Origin of the sequence: Sharpea azabuensis DSM 18934, from assembly GCF_000702165.1 — a bacterium.
GTDB lineage: Bacteria > Bacillota_I > Bacilli_A > Erysipelotrichales > Coprobacillaceae > Sharpea > Sharpea azabuensis.
The window spans coordinates 1-9,593 of record NZ_JNKU01000064.1 but is presented as its reverse complement, the minus strand read 5'-3'; the positions used below and the strand labels follow the sequence as shown (position 1 = coordinate 9,593).

Below are 9,593 nucleotides of genomic sequence, written 5' to 3'. Positions count from 1 at the left end.
GTTCTGTGTTCGGTTGTAGAATCATAGCCGCTACATTTCTTTCCACAGACGGGACAGCGAGACTTTTGTCCTTTGGTGACATCGACTTGAATGAAAACAGAAGAAGAGATTCGATCAAACTCCACATTTTTGATCTTGATACAATTGACATTGAGGATAGATTTTAGTAATTTTTTAAGTGCCATATGGTATTCCTTTCTAAGTTTGGACGCTATAGAAAATACCATATGGTTTTTTATTTATTAAATCCTTCAATAATCACCGATAACTAAAGGAGATATTCATCATTTTTTATAACAATCTATCCACACATAGTGCAGAAGAGCCGAATTTTTTTAAAATTCTACTTGATTTCTATTATCCAATTTTTATAATTCGCATCAGCTCTTCTCTTTGCTGGTGGTTATTGGTGTTGGATTGATGACTATTGTGGTTGATGATCATCTTCATCATAAGAAAAACTGGGATTGAGATATTGTATACTATAAGTATCAATTTAAAGAAAACTATGAAAAAGAAGAGTGTCTGCTCTTCTTTTTTGATTGAAGAATGCTAGAATAGTACATTATAAAGGTTAAGGGGGGATAATATGCATTATGCACAGATCAGGGAGATTGACGTCGCTAATGGTGAGGGTATACGTGTTTCGCTCTATACACAAGGTTGTCATATTCATTGTCCTGGTTGTTTTAATGAAGAAACGTGGGATTTCAACAAGGGAAAGCCTTTCACCCAGCATGAAGTTGATACTCTTGTAAGTCTCATCAACAAGCCTCATATCAAAGGTTTCACACTCCTTGGAGGAGAACCAATGAGTCCTGAAAACAAAGATGTTATTGATGATCTGTTAAAGCAGATTCGTGAACGTTGTCCAGGCAAGGATATATGGGTCTACTCTTCCTATACTTGGGAAGTGCTTTTAGAAAGAAGACCTGAAGCATTATCCTATATGGATATTCTTGTTGATGGACCATTTATTGAAGATTTGAAATATGCATCATTAAAATTTAGGGGATCATCTAATCAGCGTATTATTGATGTTCAGGAAAGCCTGAAGAATCATACTGTAATACGTCATCCAATTTATGATCCTGATTTAGGAGAAGATTATTATGGAAAGAATTAAGAGTTTTAGTGTTGATCACAGACAGTTAAAGAAAGGTATTTATGTTTCTAGAACTGATGGAGATATTCTTACTTTGGATGTGAGAATGACAGAACCAAACAATGAGCCAGCAATGGACCCAAAGGCTGCTCATACTATTGAACATATTGGTGCTACATGGCTTAGAAATAGCGAAATAGCCCGTCATGTCATCTATTGGGGACCAATGGGATGTATGACTGGTTTCTATCTCATTGTCAGGGATCTTGATTTTGAAGCTGCAATTCCTTATGTGAAAGAAGCATTATCAGTTGTTAGAGATTGGGAAGGTCCTATTCCCGGGGCTGCACCTGAAGAATGTGGCAACTACACTTATATGGACTTACCAAAGGCAAAAGAAAGTGCTAAGCACTTCTTAGATGCTGAATTAGAATATGAATATCATTTTCTTGAAGGTAATGAAGAAGCAAAATAGTATTTTCTAAAGCAGTTTCATAAAAACTGCTTTTTGATTGTACAATGTATATTTTAAATTACTTGCAATAGAATTTTATTAAACTAAAAAATATTGATTTTATCGTATAAATTAAGATTTTCTTAAGAATTCTATGTTTAATAAAATATGCCTAAAAGTATTTATGTAAATGTATTGTAAATACCTAAATAAATGTTATAATTCGTGTTGTCATATATAAGATTGCATCTTAAATACAATTTTATGAAATATGATTTGTTGAAATATTCGGAGGTTAGTATGAAAAAAAGCTATATTGCTGCGATTGCTGCCGGAGCTGTTGTAATTGCCCTAGGTGCTTACATTTATTCCTATCGGGACAAGTACTACCCAGGTACAACAATTGATAACATCAATGTTGGTGGTTTAACTGTTGCCAAGGCAGAAAAGAAACTGCAAGAACACTTCAGTGATACGAAGGTGACCATTAAGACATCGGGTGAGCCTCTAACAGTCAATATCTCAGATATCGCTACATATTCTTCATCAACTGCAAAAGATATTATGAAGAATAAAGGTTTCCTCGTTGGTAAAGATTACAAAGACAAGAGTTCCATTACATTCGATTCAAACAAATTAAGTGATTACTTAAAGAAACAGAATGTTCTCTGGCAAAATAGAACGAACACTGCCGATGCTTCTTCATCATATGATGCTTCAAGCAAGAAGTTTGTCATTCATAAAGAAGTATATGGTAATGAGTTTACTAGTCTTGAATCTCTTACTAAAGAAATCATGACTGAGCTTAACAACAAGAATTATAATATTAATGTTGAGACATCAAAATATTATAAGCAGCCTGCTGTTAAGAGCACGGATATGGAAGAGACTGTTAAGACGCTTAATAATTATGTTGGTAAGACAATCACTTTAAAAGATGATAATCAAACATATACATTGACTTCTGATGACTATGCACCACATTTAAGTGCAAAGGGAAAAGAGATTAGTGTTGATGAATCATGGATCAAGAATTATGTTGCTTCTCTTGCAAGCAAAGTCAATACCCGTGGTAAGGCCGCTTCCTTTACTGCTCCTAATGGACAGGTTATTAATGTCAAAGGTGGTACTTATGGTAAAGTGCTTTCTACCAAGACGGAAAGAGAACAGATCAAACAAGATATTCTTTCAGGCAAAGATGTCACAAGAAATCTTAATATTACTTCCTATGGTAATAAGACATTGAATTCTGATGTTATTATTGTCAACATTGCTGCTCAGACTGTTACAGCATTCAAGAATGGACAACAGATTCTTAATGCTTCTGTTGTTACTGGTAAGATGACACCTGATCGTATGACAGATTATGGTCTCTACTACATCTTCCATAAACGTTCACCTGCTGTATTAAAGGGTGATGACTACCAGACACCAGTTAATTTCTTCGCTGCATTCCATAATGGAGAAGGTTTCCATGATGCTGATGGCTGGCGTAAAGCTTATGGTGGTAACATCTATATCAATGGTGGTTCACATGGTTGTGTCAATATGCGTTACAATGATGCAAAGACAATCTATGATAATTTCGCAATCGGTACTCCTGTAGCCGTAATCTAGAAGCAAGATAGCTATCGTTAAGATAGCTATCTTTTTTCATGCTTCATACTCCACAATTCATACAATTCTCGATGTGTTCCAAGTTTAAATAATCGTGAGATCATAAGAACCTAGTTTATGTGAATATCTTTTTTAGATTGATGAGCATGAGAAATGTAAAGCAGTAAATATTTTTATCTGCGTTTTCTGCATATTTATTCCTCTAAGTTTTAGTATGCGCAATCATCTCATGTTCAATAAAACATATTAAAAATAGCGCTAATTATACTCAAAAGAATACAAGATATTGAAGCTAGAAAACTGTGGAATCGTATGCATCCAGTGCACTGCCCCACAGTTTTTTAAAACGTCATAAAAAAAACGAAGAACATTTATTGTCCTTCGTTTGAGATTAGATCCTGATTTTCCTGTTTCTGATCATCATCTTGTTCTTTTTTATCAATGTTAGGTGCTGCATCTGTTTTCATCTCTTTTTGTTTGATTCTCTGTTTATAGAGAACGAGTGAGAGTTCATAGTTGGCATATTTAGGATCTTTACGATGATCTTCTAGATCATAGTTTTCTGCTAAATATTTACCAAAGTACTTTGATGCTTTTTTGGCACCATTGTAGTTGAGATGGTCACCACCATCACGGCTATCCATATTCCAGTCTATATTGAGTGGTAATGTGTTGAAATCCACAAAGTCATAGCCTATTTCTTTAAAGAACTTTTCAAGCTGATTATGTCTTTCTAAGCTCCATGTCTTGGCACATGGTAAGCTCATAAAGATGAGCTTTGTTTTATGGGCTTTAGTCAGCGCCATGATCTTATCAAGATAAGAGAGTGCATAGGGCTGAAGCTTAGCTTTTGGCTTCTTGTGCTTCATTAAGGGAACGACTTTGTCATAATAACGAAAGCCTTTCAAATAGTCACGATCGGATAGCTGATATTGTGTGGAGAAGTCCTGCAATGTAAGATTCTTCCAGCGGTTGTGATAACGCAATATCGGAATATTAACACCAATACGATTCTGAATATCATCTTCAAAGGAATAGCGACGATAGAGTGATTCGGCTTCAAAGAAAATATATTTTGGTTTTTGGGTCTTGTAGATTTTCTTAAGTAAGCTATAAGACTGGTAAATGCTCTGCGCTGGTGTTGATGCATCATAGATTGTATAGCCATGCTTTTCATAGATCAACATTGGTGAGAGGGATGAATAGACCAAAGAGTCTCCCAAGGCGATAACGTCCACGGTATTCTTTGTTTCTGAGAAAATCTTGTTGCTTGTAACATAGTCAACACCAAAGGCTTTCTTATTTGTCTTTGGTGTAAAGACGACAGATCCTATCAATAATGCGACAATCAGGATACCATTAAAAATAATAATCTTAATATATTTCATATGATCCTCCTAGAAATCCGCATAGATAGGGGCAACTGGTAAATAACCTACACCATAGGCACCAAAGATGAGCACGGCAATAATGAATGCATAATAAATCGACCATCTTAAGACAATTGGCTTTGCAGCAATAGTTTCTCTGACATTAATCTTCTTTTCTTTAAGCATGCTGATGGCAAATAAGATGATCAAGACACCATAATCATACTTGTCAATACCAAGCTTTAAGAGTTCTTTTCCACTAAATGTAAAGTCTCTAAGCGTCTTAGAAAGCATTGCAAAGCCCTGACTGACAGTTGGTGCTCTGAAGAACATTTCACCGACAAAGATAAAGATACAAAGCTTAAATGACTGGAAGATACGATATGGCTTGCTTTCACGATTGATATGCAGCTTCTCACATCCATTCACTACAAGCTGTTCAGTCAACGATTCACTTAAGATAAAGAAGAAGTGGTACATACCATAGAATAGATATGTCCATCCTGCTCCATGCCAGAGACCATTACAGAACCATACGACAAATAAGGCAATAGCCCCAGTGACCAGTGGTCCGTAGTGGTTGCCAAGTTTTGCACGGGTTTTCTTTGTCAAGGCCTTAAGCGGCTTAGAGAGAGACATTGGATAGTAGATATAATCTCTAAAGAATGCTCCAAGGGTAATATGCCATCTTGTCCAGAAGTCTGAAACATTCTTGGCGAAGAACGGCTGACGGAAGTTTTCTGGTAATGTGATATTGAAAATCTGGGCTGTTCCAATGACAACATCCATTGTTCCTGAGAATTCACAATATAGCAGCATTGTATAGCCAATCATGCCAAGAAACAGTGTGCCACCATGATAATGGGCATAGTTGGTAAAGATGAGGGTTACAGGTATATTGAGTCGATCGGCAATGACATACTTCTTAAATAAGCCCCAGCCCATTCTTTGAATACCAAATGTAACATTGTGGTAGTTCAAGGGTTCCCCATTAGTCAGCTGTCCTAATGTATCTGTTGCTCTGACAATAGGACCTTCCATTATACATGGGAAGAAGGCAAGGTAAAGGGCAAGCTTAAAGAGATTACGTTCAGCCTGAATTTTACCAAGATAAATGTCTGACAGATAAGCAATACATTGCAAGGTATAGTAGGAAATACCTATTGGTGCAATGATTTTCTGATATTTGATAAAGACAGGTGCTGATGTCAAGGCAAAAATGTCATTCAAGATGGAGACAAAGAAGCCTACATACTTGAAGGCAAATAGAACAATGACAAAGAGGACAATCGCAAAGATCAGAACATGCCACTCTTTTTTCTTAAAGCTTGCCTTAATAAGTTTTCGTTCACTGCGTTCAACATCCTTGATGGCTGCTTTCTTCTCCTTCTCTAGATCATCTAGCCACATGCCAAAGTAATGGATACCTAGTGTTGCAAGCAAGATATAGATAATTAATTTATTGGATGCAAACCAGATAAACATATAGCTCGCCAACAAGAGTATAACTGGGCGTGCTTTACGACTTGCTAGCTGGTAGATTGCCATGAGAAGAGGAACCATCACCAGATAGAATGGTGAAAAGTATGACATTATTCTTCCTCTAAGCGTTCAATAAGCGCATAGATCTTTTTCGCACTGTTAAAGTTATCAGGCACAATATCAACAGCAGGAATAGAAATATCAAATTCATCTTCAATTTCAGAAATAAGGGAAAGAATAGTCAATGAGTCAAGCTTATGACCATCAATTAAATCTTCACTGTTTTCAAAATCTACTTCTGGTTTTAATTCTTCTAAAATATCTAATAACTGATCCATAATTATTTCTCCTCCATATTTAATGACCATGTATAGGTATGGTCTCTTAATTCCTTGATTTCATTTTTCCTTTTGAGTAGGACGGCTGGTAAGTCTCTTGATAAGAAAAGGGCAATGCCTTCCGTAATTGAATAAGCACCCGTATTCTTAAAGACAATCAAGTCCCCTACTTCTAGACTCTTGAGTGGCATTGCACGAACGACCAAGTCATTCGTTGTACAGAGTGAACCACATATTGTCCACATCTTCTCTTCACCTTCACGATGAGGAAGATGTTCATAGACCGGATTCTTCATGCCCATCATTCCGCCATAATAGACAAGCTGGTGAATACCACCATCAATAATCGCAAAGTTACCTTCTTTATTTGTCTTGAAGTCTTTGACACTTGTGACATACTGGCCACAGCTTGCGACAATACTACGCCCACTTTCAAGATAAAGCGGTAAATCAAATGTCAACATATCGTTGAGTTCATCAAGATAGCTCTCTTCATCAAATTCTTCATGGAAGTAATGAACAGGTAACCCTGGCCCATATTCTACTTCGGTAAATGGATAGGCAAGTTCATTGATGAAATTCTTGAGATAATCAATTTCTTTCTTGATTTTCTTTAATGAACGTTTCTGTGTTCCACTAAAGTATTCAAGACCTTCAATAGTCACTTCTTCATCTTTTCTTTGAAGAATAGCTTTGATATCTTCTTCGCTCATTCCAAACTGATTGCCACTTGTCAGTCTTAGTAATAAGTGATAATGGGTTTGATACTTTCTTGCAAGGGCGATAACGGCATCATATTGATGAAGTGATTCAATCGTTACTCTAAGAACATTCTTCGTCGCAATGGCTTCTAAGAATTCTTCATCCTTATTGACCCCAGAGATAACCATATGGTCATAGGGAATACCACTCTTTTTAGCAATACAGAACTCTCCATAGGAACAGATTTCATATCGTGCTACTTTTACATAAGGTGTTAAGAAGCCATTAGCCTTAATCGCATAGACGAGTTCGCCATTTGTAAGATGTTGATGAAGATAATCAATACGTTTTTGAAGAATATCTTCATCAAAGAGATAGAAAGGTGTGTGATAGGTCTTAACGATGTCTTCGATTGGCATTCTTATACACCTCCATTAATGCTTTTCGGTCTATTTTGCCATTCTTGTTGAGTGGCATGTCTTCGACTTGTATCATCTTTGTGGGAATCATGAAGCGAGGAAGACGATCCATAAGGGCAATCTTTAAGCTACGCTTATCGATATCACCAATATAGAAGGTAATCAGTTTCTCTTTTTCCTGATCAAAGAGTGAACAGCTTCGTGTAACATGTGCATCTTCTAATATCGCATGATCAATTTCTTCTAATTCAATACGATGACCTAAATATTTAATTTGAAAATCCTTACGTCCTCTAAAGACAAATTCCCCTTGTTCATTGAGATATGCCAAATCACCCGTACAATACATCATTTCATGATAGCCATCAGCTAAAGGATTCTGCCGAAATTGGGCTGACTGCTGGCGGTAATAGCCAATTGCCAAGGCTGTCCCAGTGACACAGATTTCTCCAGGCTCATTCACCTCTGTGACAAGCTTGTCATCTTTCAACAAGAAGACACGTTCATTAGGGAACGGCTTACCTGCTGGCAAATAAGTGCTGTAATCACGGCTAGGATCAATAATATGATAGAGACAGTTACATGTGATTTCTGTTGGTCCATAGAGATTGACAAACATAGTATGTGGCATATGATCCATATAATTCTTTAAGTGTTTATAAGGCATCACTTCCCCACTAAAGAGAATTTTGTTGATATATGCAGGAACTTTATAATCCAGTGCTTTATAGACACTAAGTAAGCATAAGGCACTGACTGCCCAGATCATTGTTGTGACTTTCTGTTCATCTAAGAAATCAACAAGTCTAGCTGGCTGAGAAAAATATTCTCTTGGCACTAAGACAAGTGTTGCCCCCACATTCAATGTTGAATAGATATCTTTGACAGAGACATCAAAATCAAATGGTGCCTGATTCGCTAAAATATCATCATGTGTGATATGGAATAAGTCATCAAAGATTGGAATAAAATCAATAACACTACGCTGGCCAATAAGGACACCCTTAGGTACACCCGTTGATCCGCTAGTGAAATTCAAATAAAGTGGATCCGTATCAATAGCTTGGCTGCGTATAGAAGAAAGTAAGTCTGCATCTTCTTCTCTAGCTACAAGTTCATCAAAAGTGATAACAGTTTCTTTTGTGAATAGCTGAGTTGCTTGTTCCTTATGATGTACATCTGTAATCACAAGATCAGCATCTAGCGTATCTGCCATGATGCGTAAACGTTCATCAGGTAATTCACTATTAAAGAAGCTATAGAAGTCATTCGCATAAACAACTCCTAAAAAAGCCACAATACTTTCCATCGAATGATCCATAAAGACAATGACAGGTTTTCTAACCGATGTATAAGAGGCTAAAGCACTACCAACACATCTTGCCTGTCGAGTGACTTCCTGGTAGCTTAAATACGCTTCACCCGTACTTAAGGCAGGATGTTCGGGATAAAGTGCTGTCGACTTCTCCAACATTTCTAATATACTATTCATTCTTCCCTCTCCCATAAAGTAAAACTATTTCTATTTCAATTATATAATATGGTTCACTATGAATCACGAATAACTGAATTCATAAAATATTTTCATATTTTCATGCATAGGATTTTCTTTTACATATCGCATATTACCTGTTAAGTTTTAAGAAAAAGTGTTGATATTTCTTAAAAAATTCTAAACTTTTCCCATACAAATCAAATTGTTATAACTATCATTAATATTACAAGTTTTATTCAATAAAACAATAAGCATTACATTAATGGAATTGCATTAACATGAATGGCTTAATGACAAAGAAAAAAGAGGCTTACGCCTCTTTCAGACTGTTGACAATCAAATGATTGTGGACAGTCTTTTTTGTATGGAGAATAGAAATATCAAGATGATACTTCATATATGGTATAATATATGCATGAAGGAGCTGATGTGGCATGGCTAAGAATAAGACTGAACAGAAGCAACAGTACATGATCTGTGCACTGCTTGATGACCTGGTCCCAGAGGACCACCTGGTAAGAAAACTTGATAGATATGTAGACTGGAGTTTTATCTATGATATCTGTGATCCGCTATATTCAAATAGAGGAACCAATAGAGTCGATCCTGTA

At 36.3% G+C, this 9,593-nt stretch carries 10 protein-coding genes; 4 read left to right on the top strand and 6 right to left on the bottom strand.

Features of this window, described 5'->3' with window-relative positions; translation table 11 throughout:
- Window positions 1–185 (bottom strand): hypothetical protein (locus T529_RS13550; protein ID WP_238560817.1); only part of this gene is annotated, 185 nt, incomplete at its 3' end.
- 404 nt (window positions 186–589) lie between these two features.
- Here T529_RS13550 and nrdG point away from each other — a divergent pair.
- The 3 genes from nrdG to T529_RS12675 all read left to right on the top strand — a co-directional run bounded on the left by nrdG (window position 590) and on the right by T529_RS12675 (window position 3,176).
- Window positions 590–1,126, top strand: coding sequence for an anaerobic ribonucleoside-triphosphate reductase activating protein (gene nrdG / locus T529_RS0111030; RefSeq protein ID WP_033163661.1), 537 nt, complete (start codon window positions 590–592; stop codon window positions 1,124–1,126).
- A complete protein-coding gene (locus T529_RS0111025; RefSeq protein ID WP_033163660.1) occupies window positions 1,113–1,580 on the top strand; it encodes an S-ribosylhomocysteine lyase in 468 nt (155 codons plus the stop codon). Before nrdG ends, T529_RS0111025 begins: the two co-directional genes overlap by 14 nt.
- Window positions 1,581–1,859: 279 nt before the next feature.
- A complete protein-coding gene (locus T529_RS12675; protein ID WP_051646982.1) occupies window positions 1,860–3,176 on the top strand; it encodes a L,D-transpeptidase family protein in 1,317 nt (438 codons plus the stop codon).
- A gap of 371 nt (window positions 3,177–3,547) precedes the next feature.
- Here T529_RS12675 and T529_RS12670 read toward each other — a convergent pair whose 3' ends face one another.
- The 5 genes from T529_RS12670 to T529_RS0110995 are packed head-to-tail and all read right to left on the bottom strand — an operon-like array spanning window position 3,548 to window position 8,979.
- Window positions 3,548–4,564 carry a hypothetical protein gene (locus T529_RS12670; RefSeq protein WP_051646981.1) on the bottom strand — a complete coding sequence of 339 codons (1,017 nt, stop codon included), beginning with the start codon at window positions 4,562–4,564 and terminating at the stop codon, window positions 3,548–3,550.
- Window positions 4,565–4,573: 9 nt separating this feature from the next.
- The gene (locus tag T529_RS0111010) at window positions 4,574–6,139 is read right to left on the bottom strand and encodes an MBOAT family O-acyltransferase (RefSeq protein WP_051646980.1); all 1,566 of its coding nucleotides are present in this window, start codon (window positions 6,137–6,139) and stop codon (window positions 4,574–4,576) included.
- Window positions 6,139–6,366 carry a phosphopantetheine-binding protein gene (locus tag T529_RS0111005; RefSeq protein WP_033163658.1) on the bottom strand — a complete coding sequence of 76 codons (228 nt, stop codon included), beginning with the start codon at window positions 6,364–6,366 and terminating at the stop codon, window positions 6,139–6,141. Before T529_RS0111005 ends, T529_RS0111010 begins: the two co-directional genes overlap by 1 nt.
- Before the next feature lie 2 nt (window positions 6,367–6,368).
- A complete protein-coding gene (locus T529_RS0111000; RefSeq protein WP_033163657.1) occupies window positions 6,369–7,487 on the bottom strand; it encodes a diaminopimelate decarboxylase family protein in 1,119 nt (372 codons plus the stop codon).
- Window positions 7,465–8,979: an AMP-binding protein gene (locus T529_RS0110995; RefSeq protein WP_033163656.1), complete on the bottom strand. Its 1,515-nt coding sequence runs from the start codon at window positions 8,977–8,979 to the stop codon at window positions 7,465–7,467. Before T529_RS0110995 ends, T529_RS0111000 begins: the two co-directional genes overlap by 23 nt.
- A 437-nt stretch (window positions 8,980–9,416) precedes the next feature.
- Here T529_RS0110995 and T529_RS13890 point away from each other — a divergent pair.
- Window positions 9,417–9,593, top strand: a 177-nt coding sequence (locus T529_RS13890; protein ID WP_476661752.1) for a transposase, incomplete at its 3' end; no start/stop codon positions are given.